This is a genomic window from Allobosea thiooxidans (genome assembly GCF_900168195.1).
Classification (GTDB): Bacteria; Pseudomonadota; Alphaproteobacteria; order Rhizobiales; family Beijerinckiaceae; genus Allobosea; species Allobosea thiooxidans.
On sequence record NZ_FUYX01000021.1, the window covers coordinates 26,605 to 49,930 of the forward strand.

Annotated in this window: 20 protein-coding genes; 12 read left to right on the forward strand and 8 right to left on the reverse strand. The window is 69.1% G+C overall.

The window, feature by feature from the left end; all coding sequences use genetic code 11:
• Position 1: 1 nt before the first annotated feature.
• Complete coding sequence (locus tag B5Y19_RS24010; protein ID WP_055729151.1) at positions 2–463, forward strand: DUF3592 domain-containing protein; 462 nt, start codon at positions 2–4, stop codon at positions 461–463.
• 6 nt (positions 464–469) lie between these two features.
• Here the strand turns inward: B5Y19_RS24010 and hemA are convergent, their stop codons facing one another.
• The 3 genes from hemA to B5Y19_RS24025 form a co-directional block, all read right to left on the reverse strand.
• Positions 470–1,681 (reverse strand): 5-aminolevulinate synthase, encoded by a 1,212-nt coding sequence (gene hemA, locus B5Y19_RS24015; protein WP_055729152.1) that lies wholly within the window; start codon positions 1,679–1,681, stop codon positions 470–472.
• Positions 1,682–1,762: 81 nt separating this feature from the next.
• Positions 1,763–3,022 (reverse strand): allantoate amidohydrolase, encoded by a 1,260-nt coding sequence (locus B5Y19_RS24020; protein ID WP_055729153.1) that lies wholly within the window; start codon positions 3,020–3,022, stop codon positions 1,763–1,765.
• Between the two features lie 110 nt (positions 3,023–3,132).
• Complete coding sequence (locus B5Y19_RS24025; RefSeq protein ID WP_055729154.1) at positions 3,133–3,879, reverse strand: SDR family NAD(P)-dependent oxidoreductase; 747 nt, start codon at positions 3,877–3,879, stop codon at positions 3,133–3,135.
• 255 nt (positions 3,880–4,134) lie between these two features.
• Here B5Y19_RS24025 and B5Y19_RS24030 point away from each other — a divergent pair, with 255 nt between their 5' ends.
• Together B5Y19_RS24030 and B5Y19_RS24035 are read left to right on the forward strand one after the other, a co-directional pair.
• Complete coding sequence (locus tag B5Y19_RS24030; RefSeq protein ID WP_244555710.1) at positions 4,135–4,926, forward strand: WecB/TagA/CpsF family glycosyltransferase; 792 nt, start codon at positions 4,135–4,137, stop codon at positions 4,924–4,926.
• Between the two features lie 10 nt (positions 4,927–4,936).
• On the forward strand, positions 4,937–5,839 hold the full coding sequence (locus B5Y19_RS24035) for a DUF6492 family protein (RefSeq protein WP_244555715.1): 903 nt from the start codon (positions 4,937–4,939) through the stop codon (positions 5,837–5,839).
• On the opposite strand, the gene B5Y19_RS24040 is transcribed toward B5Y19_RS24035, so the two are convergent.
• Positions 5,831–7,075: a lipopolysaccharide biosynthesis protein gene (locus B5Y19_RS24040; protein WP_055729156.1), complete on the reverse strand. Its 1,245-nt coding sequence runs from the start codon at positions 7,073–7,075 to the stop codon at positions 5,831–5,833. The two genes, B5Y19_RS24035 and B5Y19_RS24040, sit on opposite strands and share 9 nt — an antisense overlap.
• Before the next feature lie 108 nt (positions 7,076–7,183).
• Between B5Y19_RS24040 and B5Y19_RS24045 the strand changes: the two genes are divergently transcribed.
• Together B5Y19_RS24045 and B5Y19_RS24050 are read left to right on the forward strand one after the other, a co-directional pair.
• Positions 7,184–8,278, forward strand: coding sequence for an endo-1,4-beta-xylanase (locus B5Y19_RS24045; RefSeq protein ID WP_055729157.1), 1,095 nt, complete (start codon positions 7,184–7,186; stop codon positions 8,276–8,278).
• A gap of 24 nt (positions 8,279–8,302) precedes the next feature.
• Complete coding sequence (locus tag B5Y19_RS24050) at positions 8,303–10,678, forward strand: exopolysaccharide transport family protein (RefSeq protein WP_055729158.1); 2,376 nt, start codon at positions 8,303–8,305, stop codon at positions 10,676–10,678.
• Between the two features lie 2 nt (positions 10,679–10,680).
• Here the strand turns inward: B5Y19_RS24050 and B5Y19_RS24055 are convergent, their stop codons facing one another.
• Positions 10,681–11,733, reverse strand: a complete 1,053-nt coding sequence (locus B5Y19_RS24055; RefSeq protein ID WP_244555711.1) for a glycosyltransferase family 2 protein — start codon at positions 11,731–11,733, stop codon at positions 10,681–10,683.
• 148 nt (positions 11,734–11,881) lie between these two features.
• Between B5Y19_RS24055 and B5Y19_RS24060 the strand changes: the two genes are divergently transcribed.
• Positions 11,882–13,051, forward strand: a complete 1,170-nt coding sequence (locus B5Y19_RS24060) for a glycosyltransferase (protein WP_176168716.1) — start codon at positions 11,882–11,884, stop codon at positions 13,049–13,051.
• Positions 13,052–13,058: 7 nt separating this feature from the next.
• Here the strand turns inward: B5Y19_RS24060 and B5Y19_RS24065 are convergent, their stop codons facing one another.
• Positions 13,059–14,171, reverse strand: a complete 1,113-nt coding sequence (locus B5Y19_RS24065) for an AbrB family protein (RefSeq protein WP_244555712.1) — start codon at positions 14,169–14,171, stop codon at positions 13,059–13,061.
• Between the two features lie 328 nt (positions 14,172–14,499).
• Between B5Y19_RS24065 and B5Y19_RS24070 the strand changes: the two genes are divergently transcribed.
• The gene (locus B5Y19_RS24070; RefSeq protein WP_176168717.1) at positions 14,500–15,510 is read left to right on the forward strand and encodes a DMT family transporter; all 1,011 of its coding nucleotides are present in this window, start codon (positions 14,500–14,502) and stop codon (positions 15,508–15,510) included.
• A 140-nt stretch (positions 15,511–15,650) separates the two neighbouring features.
• The gene (locus B5Y19_RS24075) at positions 15,651–16,694 is read left to right on the forward strand and encodes a GMP reductase (RefSeq protein ID WP_055729199.1); all 1,044 of its coding nucleotides are present in this window, start codon (positions 15,651–15,653) and stop codon (positions 16,692–16,694) included.
• Between the two features lie 21 nt (positions 16,695–16,715).
• On the opposite strand, the gene B5Y19_RS24080 is transcribed toward B5Y19_RS24075, so the two are convergent.
• The gene (locus B5Y19_RS24080) at positions 16,716–17,936 is read right to left on the reverse strand and encodes an MFS transporter (RefSeq protein WP_055729162.1); all 1,221 of its coding nucleotides are present in this window, start codon (positions 17,934–17,936) and stop codon (positions 16,716–16,718) included.
• A gap of 99 nt (positions 17,937–18,035) precedes the next feature.
• On the opposite strand from B5Y19_RS24080, the gene B5Y19_RS24085 reads away from it, so the two are divergent.
• The 4 genes from B5Y19_RS24085 (at position 18,036) to B5Y19_RS24100 (ending at position 22,393) form a co-directional block, all read left to right on the forward strand.
• Positions 18,036–18,911 carry a LysR substrate-binding domain-containing protein gene (locus tag B5Y19_RS24085; protein ID WP_055729163.1) on the forward strand — a complete coding sequence of 292 codons (876 nt, stop codon included), beginning with the start codon at positions 18,036–18,038 and terminating at the stop codon, positions 18,909–18,911.
• A gap of 127 nt (positions 18,912–19,038) precedes the next feature.
• Positions 19,039–20,070, forward strand: a complete 1,032-nt coding sequence (locus B5Y19_RS24090; protein ID WP_079592257.1) for an amino acid ABC transporter substrate-binding protein — start codon at positions 19,039–19,041, stop codon at positions 20,068–20,070.
• Positions 20,071–20,189: 119 nt separating this feature from the next.
• Positions 20,190–21,353 (forward strand): amino acid ABC transporter permease, encoded by a 1,164-nt coding sequence (locus B5Y19_RS24095; protein ID WP_244555713.1) that lies wholly within the window; start codon positions 20,190–20,192, stop codon positions 21,351–21,353.
• A complete protein-coding gene (locus tag B5Y19_RS24100; RefSeq protein WP_055729166.1) occupies positions 21,350–22,393 on the forward strand; it encodes an amino acid ABC transporter permease in 1,044 nt (347 codons plus the stop codon). Before B5Y19_RS24095 ends, B5Y19_RS24100 begins: the two co-directional genes overlap by 4 nt.
• Positions 22,394–22,580: 187 nt before the next feature.
• On the opposite strand, the gene B5Y19_RS24105 is transcribed toward B5Y19_RS24100, so the two are convergent.
• Positions 22,581–23,123 (reverse strand): GcrA family cell cycle regulator, encoded by a 543-nt coding sequence (locus B5Y19_RS24105; protein ID WP_055729200.1) that lies wholly within the window; start codon positions 23,121–23,123, stop codon positions 22,581–22,583.
• Positions 23,124–23,326: the final 203 nt, after the last annotated feature.

Genomic DNA, 23,326 nt, shown 5'->3' on the forward strand with positions numbered 1-23,326 from the left:
GATGGGCGAAAGCCGCAGGAAGCAGCGCTTCGGGGGCCTGGCCCAGGATGGCAGGCTTCTGTTCTGGCGCATCGGCTGCGTTTTCGGGATCGTCGCCGTCATCCTCGCGACGGCCTGCTATTTCAGCTACAGCCACGGCCGGAAGCTTCTGGCGCGGGCCGATCGCGCTGCCGGGACCGTGGTCGAGCTGCGGCATGGCGGTGGGAACTCGACCTATCGTCCGGTCGTGAGTTTTCAGACGGCGCAGGGACAGGCCGTCACCTTCGTGACCACATGGGGCACGAGCCCGCCGGCCTATCGCCGCGGTGACCGGGTGAGCGTCCTCTACGACGCTGCGGCGCCGGAAAAGGCCGAGATCGAGGGTTTCCTGTCCCTGTGGATGGGAACCCTGATCCTTGGCGGCCTGGCGAGCGTCTTCGCGCTGCTCTCGGCGACCTTGATGATCGTGGCCAAGCGCGGCTGATGGGCCTCAGGCCGCGCGCTGCAAGCCGTCCCTTGCCCAGATCGTGCCGAGCGCCGCCACCAGCCGGTCGATATCGGCGTCCGAGTGGAAGGGCGAGGGTGTGATCCGCAGGCGCTCCGTGCCGCGCGGCACGGTCGGGTAGTTGATCGGCTGGACATAGATGTCGAAGCGCGCGAGCAGCTCGTCGCTGATCGCCTTGCAGGCCTTCGCTTCGCCGACCATCACCGGCACGATATGGCTCGGATTGGGCAGGTGCGGAATGCCGGCGGCATCGAGCTTGCGCCGCAGCGCGTGGACGCGATCCTGCTGGCGCTCGCGCTCCGCCGAGCTTTCCTTGAGATGGCGGATCGCGGCGGTAGCGCCGGCCGCCACGGCCGGCGGCAGCGAGCTCGAGAAGATGAAGCCGGAGGCGAAGCTGCGGATGAAGTCGCACAGCGCGGCCGAGCCGGTGATGTAGCCGCCGATCACGCCGAAGGACTTCGCCAGCGTGCCCTGGATCAGGGTGAGGCGATCGGTCAGGCCGTCGCGCTCCGAGATGCCGCCGCCGCGCGGCCCGTAGAGCCCGACGGCGTGGACTTCATCGAGATAGGTCATCGCGCCGAACTCATCGGCGATGTCGCAGAATTCCCTGATCGGCGCGATGTCGCCATCCATCGAATAGACCGACTCGAAGGCGATCAGCTTCGGCGTGTTCGGATCGAGCGCTGCGAGCTTGCGGCGCAGATCGTCCGGGTCGTTATGCGCGAAGATGTGCTTCTCGGCGCGCGAATGCCGGATGCCCTCGATCATCGAGGCGTGGTTGAGGGCGTCCGTCAGGATGACGCAGCCGGGAAGCTTGGCCGCGAGCGTCGAGAGCGAGGCCCAGTTCGACATGTAGCCGGAGTTGAACAGCAGCGCCGCTTCCTTGCCGTGCAGATCGGCGAGCTCGCGCTCGAGCAGGACATGGTAGTGATTGGTACCGCCGATATTGCGCGTGCCGCCGGCGCCGGCGCCGCTGCCGTCGAGCGCCTGATGCATCGCGGCGAGCACCTTCGGATGCTGGCCCATGCCGAGATAGTCGTTCGAGCACCAGACGGTGACGTCGCGCGAACCGTTCTCGCCGTGATAGGTCGCGGTCGGGAAGCGGCCGGCCTGGCGCTCCAGGTCGGCGAAGACGCGATAGCGGCCCTCGCGGTGCAGCCCGTCCAGTTCCTTGCGGAAGAAAGTCTCGAAATCCATGGCCAGCCTCCTGCGGCGCGCCTCTCCTAGGCCCTTCGGGCCGGTTGCGGAATGGTGCGCGGTGTCGCGGCTGGAATTCTTCTACTTTGAGCTCCCGGCGAGTTCCAGAATCGTTTCGAGCAGGACCCGGATCGCGATGCCGGCATCTGCCTCGCTCATATTCTCCAGCGGCGAGTGGCTGATGCCCCTCTCGTTGCGCACGAAGAGCATGGCGACGGGCGCGGCCGCGGCGATCGCCATGGCGTCGTGCCCCGCGCCGGAAGGCAGGCGGCGCCCGGCGAGGTTGCTGCCGGTCCGGGCGATGCCGGCCGCCAGCGCGTCCTGGAGCTTCGGATCCATCGGCACGGCCGCGGCCTTGGCATAGGGAACGATCTCGAGCCCGACGCCGCGGCGCTCCGCGATCTCGGCGAAGCGGCTGGCGATCGCGGCTTCCATCGCGTCCAGCGTCTCGTTCTTCGGCGCGCGGAAATCGATGGTGAACTCGGCCGCGCCGGGGACGACATTGGTGGCGCCGGGCTCGGGTCTGAGCACGCCGACCGTACCGACGGCAAGCTCGTGCCCCGAGGCGATCTGCTCCAGCGCGAGCGCCATCTCGGCGGCGGCGGTCAGCGCGTCCCTGCGCAATGTCATCGGCACGGTGCCGGCATGGCCTGCCTCGCCGGTGACGCGCACGCGGGCCCGGCTCTGGGCGTTGATCGTGGTGACGATGCCGACCGGCTCGTTCTCCGCTTCCAGCACCGGCCCCTGCTCGATATGGACTTCGAGATAGGCCTGGATCGAACCGGGCTTGCGGGCGAGCGCGGCAATGCCGGAAGGGTCTCCGCCGAAGGCCTGCAGCGCATCGCCGAGCTTGACGCCCTCGCTGTCGCGCGCTTCTAGCCAGGCTGGATCATAGTGGCCCGCCAGCGCTTCCGAGGTCGACAGATGCGTTGGGAAGCGGACATTCTCCTCGTCGCCGAACGCGACGACCTCGAGCGGGAAGGGCAGGCTGATGCCGGCGTCGCGCAGCGCCTGCGCCGCGAGGATGCCGGCGACGACGCCGAGATTGCCGTCGAAGCGCCCGCCATCCTTGACCGTGTCGATATGCGAGCCGATCAGCACCGCCGGGGCACCCGGCACCGTGCCCTCGCGCCGGCCCTGCACCGAGCCGGCAGCGTCGATGGCGGCGTTGAGGCCTGCTACCTCCATCGCGCCCTTGACCCACTCCGCCGCCTGCCGATGCGCTGGCGAGAGATAGAGCCGGGTCAGCTTGCCCGGCTCGTCGCTGAAGCGGTTCAGGCCGGCAAGGGCCGCGAAGGCGCGGGCGCCGAGGACGGCGGCGGAAGGAAGCATCTGCGTCATGGGCGCGAGGTTAGGGCAAGCCCGGCGAAACTGCGACCGGCATTTTCGCCAAGACCCCTTGTCTCCGGCACGCCTTGTCTCCGGCCGCATGCCGGGCCGGGCGTCTCGCCTCAGTAGGTGGCGCGGCCGCCCGACAGGTCGAAGACGCCGGCCGTGGTGAAGCTGTTCTCCGCCGAGGCGAGGAACGCGACCATGGAAGCGACCTCGTCCGGCAGCAGGAAGCGCCCGCGCGGGATCTTCGCCAGCATGTAGCCGATATGCTCCTCGCTCATCTGGTCGAAGATGCGGGTGCGTGCGGCGGCCGGCGTGATGCAGTTCACCGCGATGTCCTTGTCGGCGAGCTCCTTGCCCAGCGACTTGGTCAGCGCGATCACTGCCGCCTTCGAGGCGGAATAGGCCGAGGCGTTGGGGTTGCCCTCCTTGCCGGCGATCGAGGCGACGAGGACGATGCGGCCATAGTTGCGCTTGACCATGCCCGGGATCACCGAGCGGCAGCAATGCAGCGTGCCGTCGACATTGAGCCGCATCACGCGGGCCCAATCCTCCAGCGGGTATTCCCAGGTCTTGTGGTTCGGGCCGGCGATGCCGGCGCTGGTGACGAGGATGTCGATGCTGCCATGCTGGGCTTCCAGCGCGTCGCTCGCCTTCTGGACGGCCGCTGCATCGGTCACGTCGACGCCGACACCGATGGCGCCATGGCCGATCTCGGCCGCGGCCTTGGCTGCGAGCGCCGCGTCGACATCCCAGATCGCGACGGTCGCGCCGCTTCGGGCGAAGCGTTCGGCCACGGCCCGGCCAATTCCCTGGGCGCCGCCGGTCACGATGGCGACGCGGTTCTTTAAATCGATTTGGTTCATGCCGGAGCCTCCCTAGCCTCGTCGAATCAGCCTAGCCGTGCCGCCGGGCGCCGGCCAGAGGCAAGCGATGCTTCGCGGCGTGGCGCAGGGCCGCCATGCGGTCCGGTGAGGGCCGAGGGCGCGAAGGCCGATCCGCGCGGCTCGCTGGAAGGCTCGATTTACTGTCCGACAGAGTTCGCCTTGACCTCGCCATGCATTCGTCCATGACATCCGGCCATCATGACACTCGCCGCCGCCTCAAGGATCGAGAATGCCGTGTCCCCGACCCGCTCGATGACGATCGCCGGGAACGGCGAGCGGCGGGGCTATGCGCGGCGTGACATCGGCGGCATCGGCGTCGCCGTGGTATCGCGGGAGGCGGCCTTTGCCGAGGTCCTGGCCGCGATCGCCGCCGGCCGCCACCTCAAGCTGGCCTTCTGCAACGCCAATCTCGTGAATGTCGTGGCGGGTGATCCCGCCCTGCAGCGCAGCCTCGCGGATTTCCTCGTGCTGGCCGACGGCATCGGCGTCGATCTCGGCAGCCGGCTGCTCCACGGCACGCCCTTCCCCGCCAATCTCAACGGCACCGATTTTTTCCCGGCCCTGCTCGGCCGCGCACTGCCGCTGCGCGTCGCCCTGCTGGGCGGCAGGCCCGGCGTCGCGGAGCAGGCCGCGGCGGAGCTGGCGCGGCGCTACCCGCTTCACCGCTTCACCGTCGTTTCCCACGGCTATTATGACGCTGCCGACGAGGAGAAACTGCTCGACGGCCTGCAGGCGCAACGCCCGGACCTGCTGCTGGTCGCGCTGGGCAACCCGCTGCAGGAGCGCCTCATCGCCGACAGGATCGGCCCCCGGCACGCCGCGGTCGCGGCCGGCGTCGGCGCGCTCTTCGATTTCCTGACCGGCGAGGTGCCGCGCGCGCCCGCGATCATTCGCAAGGCGCGGCTCGAATGGGTCTATCGGCTCTGGCTAGAGCCGGGCCGGCTCTGGCGGCGCTATCTGCTTGGCAACCCGGCCTTTCTGCTGCGCCTGCTGCGGCAATATGCGGGCGGCCGGCGAGGCCGGTGAGTTGGCGCGCGTGAGCCCGAGCTTCGCCCTCGCGACCCCGAGCTATCGCGGCGACGTCGAACGCTGCCGGCTGCTCTGCGCCAGCATCGACCGCTTCGTCAGCTCGCATGCGGTGCATTATCTCCTGGTCGAGGACCGCGACGTTCCGCTCTTCCGGGATCTGGAGGGGCCGCGGCGGCGCATCCTGCCCGAATCCGCGCTGCTGCCGAACTGGTTGAAGCCGCGCCCGGACCCGGTCAGCCTCGGCCGGCGCAGGGTCTGGACCGGGGCTCGTGCGCTGGCCCGCGGCCTCCCGCCGCTGCGCGGCTGGCATGCCCAGCAGCTGCGGAAATTCGCGGTCGCGAGAGCTTGCTCCGAAGACGTCATCCTCTTCGCCGATTCGGACATGCTCTTCGTCCGGCCCTTCGACCTGGCGAGCCTCGAGAAGGACGGCGCGATCCGCCTTTATCGCAAGCCGGACGGCATCCACGCTGATATGGCGCGCCACCGGCCCTGGTGCGAGAATGCCGCGCGCCTGCTCGGGCTTGGGGAGCCCTCCTATCCGGGGCCGGACTACATCAACAACATGGTGAGCTGGCGCCGCGACCACGTTCTGTCGCTGCTCGACCGGATCGAGCGGGAGAGCGGGCGCGACTGGGTGACGGCCATCGCGCGCGACCGCCGGTTCTCCGAATACATCATCTACGGCTACTACGCCGAGCGCGTGCTCGGTCTCGAGGCGGCCGGGCATTGGCCCGATGACCGCGAGCTCTGCAAGGTCTACTGGTTCAGCGAGGATGCCGCGGGGTTCGACCGGATCGCCTCCTTCGAAAGCATCCTCGAACCCTGGCAGGTCGCGGTCGGCGTCCAGTCCTTCATCGGCCAGCCGCTGGAGCGCATTCGTGCGCTGTTCGAGCAGCAGGCCTCAGCGTGAGGCCGCCGGTGCCCGTCCCGGCGCCAGCAGGCGGTAGGTGAATCCCGCCGAGACCAGATAGACGGCGCCGAAGACGAGGTTCATCCAGCCCGCCCAGGCGTTGCCCTCGGCGAAGCGCGTCATCACCACGGCGATCAGCCCGGCCTTGAGCGCGGTCAGCAGGCCGAGCAGCAGGATGCGCGCCCCGGTGCGCTCGCGCGCATAGAGCAGCTCGGCATGGTATTCGACGAGATTGCGGAAGGCGGGGACGAGCAGCATCGGCGCGAAGAGATGGGCGGCCTGCGCGACATTGCGGCCCAGCAGCGCCGGAAAGGGCTGGAGCGCGAGGATGACGGCGGCAAGCCCGGCGACCGAGACCAGCGCGATACCGGCCTCGAAGCCGATGAGCCGCCGCCAACTGCCGAGGCCGCGATCCTTCATGATCTTCTGCACCAGCATCTGGTTGAAGCTACGCACCGGCATCGCGGTCAGGTCGATCACCCGCATCGCGATGGCGTAGAGCCCGGCGGTGCGTTCGCCCGCTAGGCCCAGCACCAGCAGCTTGTCGAGCTCGGACTGCACGTAGAAGACGATGTCGGCCGTGCCGGCGAAGACCGCGTCGGCCATGCGGCGCGGGTAGAGATGGCGCACGAAGCGCCAGCGCGCCGCCGGCAGGAAAGCGAGAAGCGCGATGGCGGCGCCGGCCATGGTCGCGGCGCAATAGGCGAAGGCCCAGATCTCCAGGCTGGCATGGCCGAAGGCGACGAAGATCAGCGCCGCCACGGTCCGCAGCGCCGAGCCGATGATCACGAGCAGCGCCGCCTGCCGGAAGCGCCGCAGGCCGTTATTGACGATCAGCACGACCTCGACGATGCGCCAGCCCAGCACTTCGGCGACGATGATCACCGCGAAGGGCAGGGCCGCGAGGCGGCCGGCGAACAGCAGCAGATAGACCAGGGCGCCGGCGCCGGCGATCAGCGGCAGCGACAGGGCGGCGAGCCCGGCGAAGCCCGAAAGATAGGAGCCGAGCAGGCGCGGCTTGACGGTGGCGACGCGGTAGAGCGGCGAGATGAAGCCGAAGGCGAGCAGGCGCGACAGGATGAGGCCGGTCGAGGATGCCGCGGCGAACAGGCCGAACTCGCCGAGGGTCAACGTATTCGCAACGATGAGGAAGTAGACAAGGGAAATGAGGAGCCGGCCGGCCGAGCCGGTCAGGATGGTGAGGTAGGCGGTGATGGCGGCACGATCTGGGAGCATGGTCCGTTTTCGCGGCGGCTGGCCCGGCGCGTGCCTTTGCTGTTGCGGCATCTCCGGCCTCATAGCCGAGAGGCGTTGAACGACCCTAAACGAAGGCGCCTTTCTCTGATGCAGCAGTCCGGAACGGTTCTGACGGGTGCGATGCCGACGCGGCGCGAGCTGCTGCGCGGTGCGCTCGCTTGCGCCGTATCGGCCGCGACCGCTGCCTCCGGGACGGCACTGGCAGGGGAGCGGCCGATCCCGCTCGGCTCCGCCGCGGAGGTCGGTGCCTTCCGTACGGATCCGCGCTATCGCGACGCGCTGCGCCGCCATTGCGACGTCATCGTCCCGATGAACGACCTGAAATGGCAGGCCTTGCGGCACGACCGGGCGCGTTTCGATTTCTCGGGCGCCGACCAGATCGTCGCCTTCGCCCGCGAGCACGGGAAGGCGCTGCGCGGCCATGCGCTGCTCTGGGGCGAGGCGCTGCCGCCCTGGGCCAAGGAGATGACGACGAGGGCCGAGGCCGAGCGCGAGCTCGTCGGCCATATCGAGGTCGTCGTCGACCGTTACAAGGACAGGATCGCGACATGGGATGTGGTCAACGAGGTCATTGCCTATGATCCGCAGCCCGGCGCGCCTTATCGCGACACGATCTGGCAGCGCCTGCTCGGGCCCGAGCATGTCGAGATCGCCTACCGGACAGCGGCGCGGGTCGATCCCGCCGCACGCCTCGTCCTGAACGATTTCCATTTCGAGCAGCAGATTCCCGGCGCCGCGGCCCGCCGCAAGGTCGCGCTCGACATCTGCCGCCGGCTCAAGGACAAGGGCATCCCCATCCACGGCATCGGCATGCAGGCGCATCTCTACGCAGACAAGGATGTCGACGTGGACGGCGTGCACGGCTTCATGCGCGACCTCGATGCGCTCGGCCTGGATGTCGAGATCACCGAGCTCGACCTGATCGACTGGAAATTGCCGGCCGATGCTGCTGGACGCGACGCCACCGGGGCGGCGCTGGTCTCGCGCTTCCTCGCCGCGGTCGTCGCGGCCAAGCAGCCCAAGGCCATCGTCACCTGGGGGCTGACCGACCGCTATTCCTGGGTGCATGATACCTTCCCGCGTCAGGATCGCGCCCGGGCACGGCCCCTGCCGCTCGACGCCGACTACAGACCCAAGCCCATGCTGGCCGTGCTCGAGCGCTATCGGCGCGGCACCGCCTGATGTCGGAAAGTGAAGCGTAGCGTCATGTTCACAACCGAGCCGGCAGCAAGCGAAGGAGAGGCGGCGCCCGAGCGCGCCGATCGTCCCGCCGCGCCCGCTCCCGCCGGATTCGCGCGCCTCGCCGATCCGGCCTGGGTCGTGGCGACGCTGTGGGGGCGGCGCGGGCTGATCCTGCTGATGGCGCTGGCCGGCTTCTGCCTGGCGCTGCTCGCCAGCCTGTTCATCGCGCCCAAATACGTCTCGACGGCGCAGCTCTTCATCGATCCGCGCGATCTGCGCGTGCTGCAGAACGATGTTTCGCCCAACACCGTCGGCAGCGACCCGACCTCGATCACCAGCTATCTGGAAAGCCAGGCGCGGGTGATCGCCTCCGACAGCATCAAGACGCGCGTGGTCGAGCGGCTCGACCTCGACAAGGACCCCGATTTCGGCGGCGCGAGCAGGGGCGGCCTGCTCTCCTTCCTGTCCGGCAGCGACGCCACCGGCACGTCAGCGAAGGCCATGGCCTATGCGCTGGTGGCGCTCGACCGGAACGTCAGGGTGCATCGCGGCGAGCGCACCTTCGTGATCGACATCACGGCTACCGCGCAGGATCCGGGCAAGGCCGCGCGGATCGCCAATGCGCTGGCCGAGGCCTATCTCGAGGATCAGACGGCCGTGCGGGCCGAAGCCGCTCAGCGCGCCACCGCCGCCTTGACCGGGCGCCTCGAGGAGCTGCGCAACCGGCTGCGTCTCGCCGAGGAGAAGGCGCAGAAATACCGCGAGGCCAACAACATCGTCGGCATCAGCGGCAAGTCGCTCGGCGAGGAACAGCTCGCGCTCAACGCGGCCCAGCTCGTCGCCGCCCGCACCCGCGCCACCGAAGCCAAGGCGAAACTCGACCAGATCGCTGCGACCCGCGCCTCCAGCATCGAGGCCGGCGCCATCCCGGAGGCCGTCGCCTCCAACACCATGACCGCACTGCGGGCGCAGCTCGGCGCCGCCCTGGCCAAGGAGGCCGATCTCGTCGCTTCGCTCGGTGCGCGCCATCCCGCCCTGACGGCGGCGCAATCGCAGGTGCGCGATGCCCGGCGCCAGATTACCGAGGAGCTCGGCCGCATCGCCCGTTCCGCCAAGGCGGAATACGACCGAGCCAACGAGGCCGAGCGCCAGCTCGCCCGCCGCGTCGACCAGCTCACGGCGGCGCAGCATGCCGAGGGCCGCGCCTCGGTCCAGCTGCGCGAGCTGGAGCGCGAGGTCGAATCCTCACGCGCCGTCTACGACGCCTTCCTGCGCCGGGCCCGCGAGACCGGCGAGCTCGGCGGCATCGACACGACCAATGCCCGCATCATCAGCCCCGCCATGCCGCCGCTCGAGAAGAGCGGGGTCAGCTGGCGGGCGCTTGCGCTGCTCGGAGGCTTCGGCGGCGCTGCCGCGGGGGCAGCCCTGGCGCTCGGGCTCGCACTCTTTCCCATTCCACTCCGGCCAACGGGCGCGGCGACGATGCTGGCGCGCCGGCCGTTCTGGCGCCGGGCGCCGCAGCCGGCCCCTGAAGCCGAAACGGCGACAGCGCAGCCGCCGGCTCTGCCTCTCGCCGTAGCCCCGGTCGAGCCGCCTGTGCCTCCGACCCCACCGGTCGAGAAGGGTGGCAGCCGCGGCTGGCGCCGGCTGGTCGCGATCCCGGGCGGACAGGCCCCTCGCGCGGCAGAGGCGGCGCCGGCCGTTTCGGTGCCGCTGCTCGGTTCGGTCCCGGCGGTGCGCCATCGCCGCTGGCGCCGCGAAATCGCCGACGCTCGCTCGGTCTTCCAGTCGAAGGCCCATCTCGTCGACGTCATCGACAAGCCGCAATCCGGCTTCGCAAGGGCGGTGGCGGAGATCCGCAGCGAGCTCGCCGGTGTGGCGCAGGGGGAAACCCGGCGGCGCATCCTCGTGCTCGGCCAGCGCCCGCAATCGGGCGCGACCACGCTTGCCCTCAACCTGGCGCTCGATGCCGCCCGGTCCGGCCTACCGGCGCTGCTCGTCGACGCCGGCGACGGAACGCTTGGGCTGACCCGCGTCTTCGCATCCGAAGCTCCGGCCGGGCTCGGCGAGGTCCTGGGCGGCACCCTCTCGCTGGCGCGGGCCGTCCTCAAGGATGAGGGCACCGGCCTCGCCTTCCTGCCGCGCACCTCCGGTGAGGCCTCGGCGGATTCTGCGATTCAGGCCGCCCTGTTCGCGGGCCCGCGCCGCTTCGGCCCCGTGATCGTCGATGGGGGCAGCCTGCCGCCCAACGGGCTGACGCGGCATTTCGCCGAAGCGGTGGACGATATCGTGCTGGTGGTCGGCGAAGCCCGGCGCGGCAAGGCCGATCTCGAGCGCTTGCAGGCGGAGCTGGGGCCGCACGCCGCCAAGCTGCGCGGCCTCGTCGTCAACGCGAGCTGAGCCTAGTTCTTCTCAGGCTTGCGGTACTGTTCGTTCGCGACGCCGAATTCCGACATCAGCCGGCCGAGCGCGACCTTGGCATGGTAGAGGCCGATCAGGCCGGAGCGGGTCCGCAGGCCGAGCACGACGCCGCGCGGTAGCGAGGCGGCGAGCAGGGCGAGCGACTTCGCCAGCACCCGCAGCCGTCCTGACAGGCCGGGAGATTGCCGCCGCTCGATCATCGCCGAGATCGCGCCGTTGCGCAGTCCGCGCGCGGCGATCCAGCCGAATTCGCTGCGGCGGGCGGGCATGGTCTCGCGCTGCGCCGCCTCCTGCACCCACCAGAAGCGGAAGCCGGCCGCCCTGGCGCGTGTGAAGAAATCGGTGTCGCCGCCGCCGGTGAAGTCGAATCTCTCGTCGAGGAAGGGGAAGCCGAGCCGCTCCAGCACCTCGCGCCGGATCAGGTAGTTGGCGCTGGAATAGAGCATCGGGACCGGCCCCGAGCGGTCGTAATGCGAGCGGAAGACGGGATGCGCGGCAAGCCAGGCCCGTTCAGGATCGGCGAAGACCGGCGTGACCGAGCCGCCGAACAGCTCGGCCGGAGCGGAGGCGGCAGCCTTCAGGAAGGCGTCGAGCCAGCCCGGCTCGGCCTCCTCGTCGTCATCGATGCCCAAGACTTGCCGCAGGGCGGGAAAGCGCGTCAGCGCGCAACGCCATGCGGCGTTATAGGCCTTGCAGTTGCCCTGGCGCGGTTCGACGATCACGAAGCCCTTGAAGAGCCCGGCCGCGAGCAGAGCGCTGGCGCGGATGGCGCCCGCCCGCTCGAGGCCCTCATTCTCGACGACGATCACCGCGATATCATGCCCGCCCTGCTGGTGGGCCAGCGATCGCAGGGTGGCCTCGAGCATGTCCGGCCGCCTGAACGTCGGCACGCAGACCACGCTCGCGATGCCCGCGAGCGCCGCGGGCGGCGATTGCGCGATCACCTCGAAGCTTTCCGGCGTGCCGAAGCGCAGCGCGCATTTGCCCTGCTCGCCCGCTTTCGCTCGTTCGCCCGTATCGTCGGCCGTCATCATGGCCCGGAGGCTAGATGCTTGCGGCTTAAGGTTCGGTGTTCGCGCCGGCTGCGAGTGCCCGGAGCCGGCGTTGAGCATAGTTGGCGACGGCGCTTGACCCGCCGCGGCAATGAGGGGACTGAGAGGCATCGACCGACGAGTCCTGTCCTTGCGCCTCGCCTTCCTGACCTCGCTCATCCCCGTTGCCCGACCGGATACCGGTTTCGAGATCGCCAATGCCGCGATCCTCACGACCTTGCGCGATGCCGGGCACGATGTCACGGTGATCGGCTTCCTGCGTCCGGGCGAGCAGCCGGCGGACCCGCAGGGCGCTGTCGTCGTCGCGCAGGTTGATATCGAGAATGCCGCCGTCTCGCGCGGGACCAAGCTGCGCTGGCTGGCGGCGGCCTTCCGTTCCGGCCTGCCCGTCGCCTGCGCCAAGCTGCGCTCTCCCGGTGCCGCCGGATTGATCGAGGCCGTGCGGACGCACGGCCCCTTCGACGCCATCGTTCTGAACTCGGTGCTGTTGCCGGGGGCCTTCCCCGAGCTGCTGCAGCTCGCGCCCTGCATCCTGGTCGAGCACAATATCGAATATGTCTCGGCCCGGCAGAATGCCGAGCGGGCCGAAAACCCGGTCATGCGTCGGCTCTATGCGCGCGAGGCGCGGCTGCTCGAAGCGATCGAGCGCCGGCTCTGGCGCGAGGCGCGCTTCATCTGGACGCTGGCCGAGGAAGACCGCAAGGCCCTCGGTTCGGAGTATCGGGACAAGTCGAGCGCGCTGCCCCTGCTCGGCGGCGAGCCGGCCGATGCCGGGGCAGGGATGCCGGACGAGGCAGCCGCCTTCGATATCGGCCTGATCGGCACCTGGACCTGGGAACCCAACCGGGTCGGGCTGGAGTGGTTCCTGCGCGAGGTCTGCCCGCTGCTGCCGGACGATCTGCGCATCGCCGTGGCCGGTCGCGTGCCGCCGGAACTGCGCACGCCGCTCAATGTCACGCTGGTAGGCCGCGTGCCGGGCGCAGCCGCCTTCCTGCGCTCCTGCCGCATCGTCGCGCTGGCGAGCCGGGCGGGAACCGGCGTCCAGCTCAAGACGATCGAGGCCATGCAGCTCGGCCTCCCGGCCGTGGCGACCCCGCTCTCCTGCCGCGGCTTCAGCGAACTGCCGGCGAATTTCACCCTGGCGGACTCGCCGCAGGATTTCGCCGCGGCGCTGGTCTCGCGCCTTGCCGCGATCGGCCCTCGGGATCGGCAGCGCATCGACGGAACTGCTTTCCTGGCAGGGCAGCGCGCGGCGCTGTCGGACGGCATCGCACGCGGGCTCGCCGCCACGGCCGGCTGAGACGGCGCTATTCCGCCGGTGCGGCTTTGTCGCATCGGCGGCCGATCAGGCCGAAGATCGGCCCGGCCGAGACCATCACCAGGAAGACGCGGATGATGTGGTGCGCCGCGACGAACGCGACCTCGGTGTGCAGCGCCAGCGCGATCAGGCTCATCTCGGCGAGACCGCCCGGCGAATAGGCGAGGATCAGCGGTACATGGCCGTGGACCGAGACGAGGGCGACCAGCCAGGCGAAGCTCAGCGTCAGGGCGAGCAGGATCGCGGTCGAGCCGACCGAGAGCAGCAGCACGCGCAGGATGATGCGCGGCGGCGTGCCGACGAAGCGGCAGCCGATGGTGACGCCGAGGACGAGCTGGGCCGCATTGACGATCTCGGCCGGCGGCACGGCCGCGCTCAGGCCGGTGACATGGACGACGGCGCTGACCAGCATCGGGCCGAGCAGGTACTTCGCCGGCAGCCTGAGCCAATGGCCGGCGATCACGCCGAGAATGCCGCAGCCGATCAGCCAGAGTTCGGAGCCGAGCGGCGTCTGCGCCAGCGAAGGGCCGGCGACCCGGCCGCCGCCCAGGGAAACACCGCCGATCCATTGCACCAGGAAGGGCAGCGTCATCACCACCAGCAGGATGCGGGCGGAATGGATCAGGGCGATGATGCGGGCGTCCCCGCCCTTCTCCTCGCCGAGCGTCACCATCTCGACGAGCCCGCCCGGCATGCCGGAGAAGAAGGCGGTTACCGGGTCGAAGCCGGCGACGCGCCGGAAATAGCCGACGCAGCATAGCCCGCAGGCGACCATGAACAGCACGAGGCCGCCCAATGTCGGCAGCCAGTTCGGCAGCTGCGTCACGACCTCCGGCTTGAAGGAGGCGCCGAGCATCACGCCGATCACCGCCGTCATCGGCGGGCGGATCACCGGCGGCGCCGCGACCGGGAGCCGGATCAGGGCGGCCGCCGTGCAGAACACCATCGAGCCCAGCATCCAGGGCAGCGGCAGCCGCGCCTGCACGAACAGCCAGCCGCCGAGCCCGCCCAGCACCAGCGCCAGCGCGAAGCGCCGATAGGGGAAGCGGCTGGGCGCCAGCGCCCTTATCCCGTTCGTGAAATCCTCGAGCAGAACCCTCACGCGCATGCTCCGCGGCGTCGAATCGAAAGCCCGCGGGGCCCCGCGCGCCAGCGTTTTCTTTCCGTCCTCCTAGAGCGCGAACGCCTCGTTGCCCAGCCCGTGCGAGGTATGGCGACCCTGCAGCCGCGCCATCGGCACAACTCGGTCATGTGCCTTTCTCATTGGCCGAAATGACACGGTTCATCAATGATTTGCGGCAAAGGGGAAATGCGGGTGCCGGTCTTGCGGCTGTGCCCCGGCTCGAGGGGCTATGGACGAGGAGCGGCAGACCGGTCGGCTGAGCCGGGCGGATCGGGAAGGTGGGGCTCCTGCCTGGCAGGAGCCGGCCGTGCCGTCCCCTTCCCGCGGGCTCGGGCCGGGGGAAGCCCCCCTCCCGATCGTCCTCTCCGCGGCGCCGGACACCGCGGCCGCGGGCGTCGGCGGCTGGTTCGCCCATCGGCGGCGCCGGCTGCGGCATTGGTGGCGTGGCGCGAGCCCGAACCTGCGCGGCTCGGTCTTCATGCTCTCCTCACTGCTCGTCTATGCGGTGATGGTCGCCGGCATCAAGCATGTCGGCCAGGCGGTTCCGCTGGTGCAGATCCTGCTGATCCGGCAGGTGATCATGACCGCGATCCTGCTCGTCTTCGCCGCCGGCAGCTTGCGGCGGGCGCTGCACACGGATCGTCTCGGCCTGCAGGTCTTCCGCAGCGTGTTCACGCTGCTCTCGATGCTTTGCGGCTTCACCGCCGTGGTCAAGATACCGCTGGCCCAGGCGACCGCGATCGGCTTCAGCCAGGTCCTCTTCGTCACCATTGCGGCGGTTCTCGTGCTGAAGGAGACGGTCGATGGCCGCCGCTGGGCCGCGACCATCATCGGCTTCATCGGCGTGCTGATCATGCTGCGCCCTGGCACCGACGGCCTCGATATCTATGCGCTGCTCTCCGTCGCCGGCGCGATCTTCGGCGCCGGCATCACCGTCAGCGTGCGCAAGCTCGCTGCGAGCGAGCGCACCGACACCATCCTGCTCTACCAGGGCATCGTGCTCATCCTGCTGCTCGTCGTGCCGGGCCTGCTCTGGTGGCAGCCGCCGACGCCGAACCAGTGGTTCTGGCTCGTCACGCTCAGCCTGTTCGGCACCGCCGGGCAGTGGCTCATCACCCGCGCCTATCAGGTCGGCGAGGCGGCGGCCCTCGCCCCGCTCGATTTCAGCCGCCTCCTGCTGGCGAGCTTCACCGGCTTCGTCTTCTTCGCCGAGATTCCGGTGCTGACCACCTGGATCGGCGCGGCCATCGTGATCGGGGCGACGCTCTACACCATCCGCAAGAACGCGCGTGTGGCGTCGTCGCCGGCTTCGGCCTGAGCGGGCCCCGCCCGCGGGATTGCATCGGTGGCCGCCGGGGCGCTATGAATCGGCGCACGCCTCTCCCGCGTGCGCCGCCCCGCTTCGACCGGGGCGCTTCGGCCGCCCAGCCGGCCGGACCGACACCCAGAGGCCAGATCATGCGCATCGAAAACGACCCGAAGCTCGACTTCCGCGACGTCCTGATTCGCCCCAAGCGGTCGACGCTCGGCAGCCGCGCCCATGTCGACGTCGAGCGCAGCTTCCACTTCCCCCACACCGGCAAGGAGTGGAAGGGCTTTCCGCTGATCGCTGCCAATATGGACGTGGTCGGGACGATGGCGATGGCGCGCGCGCTCCTGAAGCACGGCGCCATGGTCGCGTTGCACAAGCATTACAGTGCCGAGGAGCTGATCGCCTTCTTCCGCGAGCCGGGCTCGGCCAACGCCTTCTATTCGCTCGGCACGACCGAGTCCGACCATGACAAGCTCAAGGCGGTCCATGCCCAGTCGCCGATCGGCAAGATCTGCCTCGACGTCGCCAATGGCTACACCGAGAAGTTCGTCGATACGGTCAAGGCGACCCGCGCCGCCTTCCCGGATGCGGCGATCATGGCCGGCAACGTCGTCACCGGCGACATGACCGAGGCGCTGCTGCTGGCCGGGGCCGACATCGTCAAGGTCGGCATCGGCCCGGGCTCGGTCTGCACCACCCGCAAGATGACCGGCGTCGGCTATCCGCAGCTCTCGGCGATCATCGAATGCTCGGACGCCGCCCATGGGCTCAAGGGACTGGTCTGCGGCGATGGCGGGCTGACCGTGCCGGGCGACGTCGCCAAGGCCTTCGGCGGCGGCTCCGATTTCGTGATGATGGGCGGCATGCTCGCCGGCCACGACGAATGCGAGGGTGAGATCCGCTACGAGGAGCGCGACGGCGAGAAGGTGGCGGTCGCCATGACCTTCTACGGCATGTCCTCCGACACGGCGATGAACAAGTACTCCGGCGGCGTCGCCAAATACCGTGCCTCGGAGGGCAAGACCGTCGAGGTGCCCTATCGCGGTCCGGTCGAGGCCACGATGCAGGAGATCATGGGCGGCGTGCGCTCGGCGATGACCTATATCGGCGCGGTGCGCCTGAAGGAGATGTCGAAGCGCACCACCTTCATCATGGTCGGCGCCCAGCTCAACACGGTGTTCGGCAACTGATCCGACCGGGCCCGTGCCGGCTCAGGCCGGCACGGGCTGCGCCTTCGGCTGTTCCCGCATCAGGAACACCATGGCCCCGGCCATCAGTGCGAGCGCGACCGCGCTGAGCCAGACCCAGTCATAGGCGGCGCTCAGATCGACGAGATAGCCGCCGAGGAAGGCGCCGGCGGCGGCGCCGACCGAATGGCCGGCCGAGATCAGCCCCATGCTGAGCCCCATCACGCGCAGGCCGAGATGGCTCGCCGCAAGGCTCGCCGTGACGGGGATCGTCGCATAGTCGACCGCGCCGAACAGCACGGCGAAGGCGACCAGCATCTCGTAATCGCCGCCGACGCGCATGAGCACGAGGAAGCTCAGGCCCCGCAGCAGGTAGATCGAGCCCAGCAGCGCCACCCGGTTGACGCGGTCGGTCAGCCAGCCGGCCGCGACCATGCCGGCGAGATTGACGGCGGAGAGCAGGCCGTAGGCCGTCGCGCTCGGCACCGGGCCGAAGCCGCAGAAGGCAGCATAGGGAATGAGGTGGGTCTCGATCACGCCGGCGGTGGTGTAGCCGCAGATCAGGAAGCTCCAGAACAGGATGTGGAAGGCAGGCTGGCGCAGCACGAAGCCGAGATCGGCCGAAAGCGTGTGCGCCTTGTCTGTGCCGGATCGAGCGGGCGTTGCGCCCTTTGCCGACAGGGTCCACCAGAGCAGCGGCGCAAGCGTCAGGCAGGCGATGCCGGCGGCCAGGAAGGCCCAGCGCCAGCTGAGGGTCGCCAGCAGGACGGCGATCAGCGGTACGATCAGGAACTGCCCGCCGGTCGCGCCCGAGGTCGCGATGCCGGTCGCCAGCCCGCGCCGGGCATCGAAGACCCGGGCGATCGCCGTCGAGACGACATGGGTCGCGACGAAGCCGAAGCCGATCGCGGCGAGCCCCGAGAAGCCGAGGAGAAAGACGATCGGGCTGCCGGTCGTCGCCACGACGAGGCAGCCTGTGCCGACCAGCAGCAGGCCGCCTGTCAACGTGGCGCGGACACCGTAGCGATCGGCCGCGTGCCCGGCGAAGGGTGCCGTCAGGGCCATGACCAGCAGGGTCGCGGCGGCGGCGCCCGAAATGAAGCTGCGCGACCAGCCGAATTCCTGCATCAGCAGCGGCATCACCAGCCCGAGCGTCGCCCGCGCCGAGAATGTGATCGCCAGGGCCAGGAAGCCGAAGCCCACGAGGAGCCAGGGCAGGAAGGCGGAACGGGAGGGGGATGGCATCGTCTGTCTCCGCGGAAAGCGCGCTAGCCATCCCGCAGCGCCCGGCTTTCGACAAACGACGGTTTCGCACCCCATGTTTAGCTGTGCTAAACATGGGGCATGAGCATTCGCCTCTCCCTGCTGCAGACCTTCGTCGTCGTGGCGCGCTCCGGCCGGATGCGCGACGCGGCCGAGGAGATGGCGCTGACGCCGGGCGCGATCAGCCAGCGCATCCGCGAGCTGGAGGAGAGCGCCGGGCGCCGGCTGTTCCTGCGCACCCAGGCCGGCGTCGAGCTGACGGCGACCGGCCGCAAGCTGCTGGCTTCGCTCGACGGTCCCTTTCGCCGGATCGAGGAGGTCAGCCGGGAACTCTCGGCTGCGCCGTCCCGCCGCGTGACGATCAGCACGATGGCCTCCTTCGCCGCGAACTGGCTGGTGCCGCGGCTGGCCGACTTCACCAGGCTCCACCCCGGTATCGACATCGCGCTGGAGACGGACAACCGCGTCGTCGACCTGAAGCGCGAGCCGATCGACCTCGCGATCCGCCACGGCCTCGGTGATTATCCCGGCCTCGAGACGACGTGGCTGATGGCGCCCGAGCTGATCGTGGTGGCGAGCCCGGCCTTGCTCGGCGCCCACCCTCCGATCGCCTCGCCGGCTGATTGCCTCGCCTTCCCGCTGTTGCACGACATCGACCGGGCCGATTGGCGGCTCTGGCTCGAAGTCCAGGGCGTGCCGGCGCCGCGGGAGCTCAAGGGCCCCTCCTTCTCCGACGACCATCTGCTGGTCAGGGCCGCCACGGCCGGGCAGGGAATCGCGCTCGTCCGGGATGTCTATGCCGATGACGAGTTGCGCAACGGGCGGCTCGTCCGGGCGATTTCCCTGCAATGGCCGACGCAGCTCGCCTATTACGCGGTCGGCACCTCGGAAGCCCTGCAGAAGCCGGCCGTGCGGCGCTTTCGGGACTGGCTGGTCGCCGCCGCCCGGACTCCCTGACAGCTCCCGGCAGGGGCCTGCATTGGCACTGAATCGACGTACTGCCGGCCGCTATCGCTTTCGGCGCACCTGTTGCATAGTCCGGTTTCCAGCACAGAAGGCCGCAAATGGCTTCGGGGAGACGGATATGACCATCAGAGTTTTGAGCGTGGTGGCGATGCTTGCCGCCGGAATCTCCTTCGCGCAGGCGCAGCAGCTCGCCCCGAGCCCGACGCTGGACGCCGTCAAGGCGCGCGGCAACCTCGAATGCGGCGTGCATCTCGGCCTGCCCGGCTTCTCCTTCGCCAATGACAAGGGCGAATGGAGCGGGCTCGATGTCGATTACTGCCGGGCGCTCGCCGCCGCCGTTCTCGGTGACGCGAACAAGGTCAAGTACACGCCGACCTCCGTGCAGCAGCGCTGGCCGATCCTGCAATCGGGCCAGGTCGACGTACTCTCGCGCAACTCGACCATCACCTTCTCGCGCAACGCCACGCTCGGCCTCAACTTCCAGGGCATCAACTTCTACGAAGGCCAGACCTTCATCGTCCGCAAGTCGACCGGCGTGAAGGACGCCGAGGGCCTCGACGGCGCCTCGGTCTGCGTCGCCGCCGGCTCGACCGAGGAGAAGAACGCCGCCGACTGGTTCCGCGAGCGCAATCTCAAGGTCACGATCACCAACTTCCAGAAGAACGACGACGCGATCACCGCCTATGATTCGGGCCGCTGCGACGCCTATACCGCCGGCGTCGGCGCCCTTGCCGGCCAGCGCGCCAAGCTCAAGGTTCCCGACGACCACATCATCCTGACCAAGCCCATCTCGAACGATCCGCAGGGGCCGGTGACGCGCTGGGGCGACGAGCGCTGGCAGCTCATCGTCCGCTGGGTGCTGAACGGCACGATCGCGGCCGAGATGCTCGGCGTCACCTCGAAGAATGTCGACGAGCTGAAGGCGAACTCCAAGAACTCGGAAGTGCGCCGCCTGCTCGGTGCCGAGGGCGGCTTCGGCGCGATGATGGGGCTCTCGAACGACTGGATGTACAACGCCATCAAGCAGGTCGGGAACTATGGCGAGAGCTATGAGCGCACCGTCGGCATGGGCTCGCCGCTGAAGCTCGAGCGCGGCCAGAACCAGCTCTGGACCAAGGGCGGCCTGCTCTTCACCCCGCCCTTCCAGTGAGAGCTGCAAGGGATCGTCATGGCCGGGCTTGACCCGGCCATCTCGGAAACCAGCCCAGCGTCACGAGATTCCCGGGCCAGCCCCGGGAATGACGTCCGCGAACCTCGATCGAGGTGGTCGTGAGCAGCTTTCTATCCCTCATCAATGACAAGCGCGTCCGCGACTGGATCTACCAGATCGCCGTGGTGGTCTTCCTCGTCGCTCTCACCGTCTTCTTCGTGCGCAACGCCTCGGAGAACATGGTCAAGGCCGGCATCGCCTCGGGCTTCGACTTCCTCTGGCGGACCTCCGGCATCGAGGTGCCCTTCGTCCTGACCGGCTATACCCAGGCCGACAACATTCTCGCCCTGTTCTGGGTCGGCGTCGCCAACACCATGCTGGTGACGGTGATCGCGATCGTACTGGCGACCGCACTCGGTTTCGTCGTCGGCATCGCCCGGCTGTCCTCGCATTGGCTGCTCTCGACCATCGCCGGCGCCTATATCGAGTTCGTCCGCAACATCCCGCTGCTGTTCTTCGTGCTGTTCTGGTATTTCGGCGTCATCGCCGCCCTGCCGGCCCCGCGTCAGAGCATCAGCCTGTTCGGCGTCGCCTTCCTGAACAATCGCGGCGTGACGATCCCGCTGCCCGACGGAATCGAGAATTTCCGTGTCGCGGGGCTCGTCATCCTCGCCTGCGCGCTCGTCTTCTGGGCCTTCTCGCTCTGGGCGCGGCGGCGGCGGGAACGCACCGGCCAGCAGGCGCCGACGCTGGTTGTCGGCCTTGCCCTGCTGGTCGCCGTGCCGCTCCTGATGCTGGCCTGGGCCACGCTCGCGACGCGCTGGGATGTGCCGGTGCTGCGTGGCTTCAACTATCGCGGCGGCTTCGCCGTCATCCCGGAGTTCGTCGCGCTGCTGGCGGCGCTCGTCACCTACACGGCCGGCTTCATCGCCGAGATCGTCCGCGGCGGCATCCAGTCGGTCTCGCATGGCCAGACCGAGGCCGGTTCGGCGCTGGGGCTGCGCTCCGGACAGATCCTGCGGCTCGTCACCATACCGCAGGCGCTGCGGGTGATGATCCCGCCGATGACCAGCCAATATCTCAACGTGCTGAAGAACTCCTCCTTCGGCGCGGCCATCGCCTATCCCGACGTCGTCAGCCTGTTCATGGGCTCGGCGCTCAACAATACCGGCCAGGCGATCGAGATCATCGCCATGACGCTCGCCGTCTATCTGGTCATCGGCCTTGCCGTCTCGGCCTTCATGAACTGGTACAACGCCCGCATCGCCCTGGTGACGCGATGAACCGCACGTCCGCCCTCTCCCTCTGGCGCGAGCGCCTGTTCGGCACGCCCTTCACCGGTTTCGTCACGCTGGCGCTGGCCTTCGGCATCGCCTGGGTGGCGGTGCCCATCATCCGCTGGGCGCTGATCGATGCGACCTGGAGCGGCACCACGCGGGCCGACTGCGCGCCCGGTGGCGCCTGCTGGGTCTTCATCCGGGCCCGCTTCGGCCAGTTCATGTACGGGCTCTATCCGGTCGACCAGCGCTGGCGCGTCGACCTGGCCGGCATCGCCTTCGTGCTCGGTATCGCCGCCGTCGTCTTCGCGCCGCAGCGGCTGAAGCTCAGGCTCGGCGTCTTCATGCTTGTGCTGCTGCCGCCGCTCGGCATCTGGCTGCTCTCCGGCGGCTTCGGGCTGGCTTACGTCGAGACGCGCGAATGGGGCGGGCTGATGCTCACCCTGTTCATCTCGATCTATGCCAGCCTGATCGCGATCCCGCTCGGAATCCTCTTCGCGCTCGGCCGCCAGTCCCAGCTGCGCGTCATCCGGCTGATCAGCGTCGTCTTCATCGAGTTCTGGCGCGGCGTGCCGATCATCGCCGTGATCTTCCTCGCCTCGCTGCTGTTGCCGCTGATCCTGCCCGGCGGCATCGGCATCGACCGGCTGGCGCGCGCCGTGATCGGGCTCGGCTTCGTCATCGCCGCCTATATGGCGGAAGCGGTGCGCGGCGGTCTCCAGGCGCTGCCCAAGGGCCAGCGCGAGGCGGCGACCGCGCTCGGCCTGAACTACTGGAAGGCGACGGGGCTGATCATCCTGCCGCAGGCGCTGCGGATCTCGCTGCCGGCGATGACCAACGAGTTCATCGCTCTGATCAAGAACACCACGCTCGTGCTGGTCGTCTCGATCCTCGATCTGCTCGGCATCGCCCAGGCCTCGCTCGCCGATCCCAACTGGGTCGGCATGAACATGGAGGCCTATGCCTTCTCCGGCGCGATCTACTGGCTGATCTGCTTCGCGCTCTCGCGCTGGAGCCGTTCGCTGGAGAACAAGCGCCGGCTGTGAGGTCGGCCTCCCGCCGTCATTCTCGGGCGGAGCGAAGCGCAGACCCGAGAATCTCCTTCCGAAGGAGGCTCTGGAGTCTCCTCGTCATGAGATGCTCGGGTCAAGCCCAAGCATGACGCGCCTTTCGAGCAGGCAACAAAAAACCGGCCTTTCGGCCGGTTTTCTTATTTCGATGATATCGGCCTAATCAGGCCCGCGCCTTGCTCCGGTCGCGCCGGCGGTCTGCGGCGGGCTGGTAGGCGATGCGCGAGTGATGGGCGCAATAGGGCAGGCCGGTCTGCGAGCGCGCGCCGCAGAAGCGGAAATCCGGGCTGGTCGGGTCGCCCATCGGCCAGCGGCACATATATTCGCGCAGGTCCATGATGGTGACGCGCTCCGAGAACGGGATGACCACGTCGTCGGAGGGCAGTGGCGCGGCTTCGACCTCCGCCTCGGGGGCGAAGTTGGGCGCCAGCGCGTTGGCGCCGCGCGTGGCGTGGGCCACCGGGCTCGCCATCGGATGGCTCGGCGAACGCGTCGGCGCCTTGCGGGGCGCGGCGTTGCGGGGCGCGGCCGGCTGGGCCGCGCTCTTGGCCCGGCCCGAAAGGCCGAGGCGGTGCACCTTACCGATCACCGCGTTGCGCGTGACATTGCCCAGCTCGGCGGCGATCTGGCTGGCGCTCAGCCCATCGCTCCAGAGCTTCTTGAGCAATTCGACGCGCTCGTCTGTCCATGCTCCGGCTTCGTTCATCCGCATCACCTGTCTTGTCCGGCCGGCTTCTGGCGAAGCCCGCCTTTAAGGGCGCTTCGTGACGGAATCCGGGACCGGCGGCTCCGTCGCAGGGACAAAGCCGTTGCTTCCGCAATTACGGTACAGGAGGCGCCGCACGAAATGTCGTATCTGACGAACCCGACCATACAAGCTGCGGTGACTCGCGAACAAGAGTCGGCGAA